The 303-nt window shown below is 60.7% G+C and carries 1 pseudogene; it reads left to right on the forward strand.

Features of this window, described 5'->3' with window-relative positions:
- Positions 1 to 303: pseudogene (locus EN807_RS34315) on the forward strand (MFS transporter); the annotation flags it as partial.

Raw genomic sequence — 303 nt, forward strand, 5'->3', positions numbered from 1 at the left:
ATCGATCTCAGGCTGATGATGATGATCGGCTTCTTCGGCTTCGCCACGGGCACCTGGTGGATGACGCATCTGACCGCCGACTGGGATTTCTACGAGCTGCTCATCCCGCAGATCCTGCGCGGCTGCTCGATGATGCTGTGCATGGTGCCGATCAACAACATCGCGCTCGGCACCTTGCCGCCGGACCGGCTGAAGAATGCATCCGGCCTGTTCAACCTCACCCGCAATCTCGGTGGTGCGGTCGGCCTTGCCCTCATCAACACCGTGCTGATCGACCGCAATGCCTTCCACTACGCAAGGCTC

This window comes from Mesorhizobium sp. M5C.F.Ca.ET.164.01.1.1 (assembly GCF_004792125.1).
Lineage (GTDB): Bacteria > Pseudomonadota > Alphaproteobacteria > Rhizobiales > Rhizobiaceae > Mesorhizobium > Mesorhizobium wenxiniae.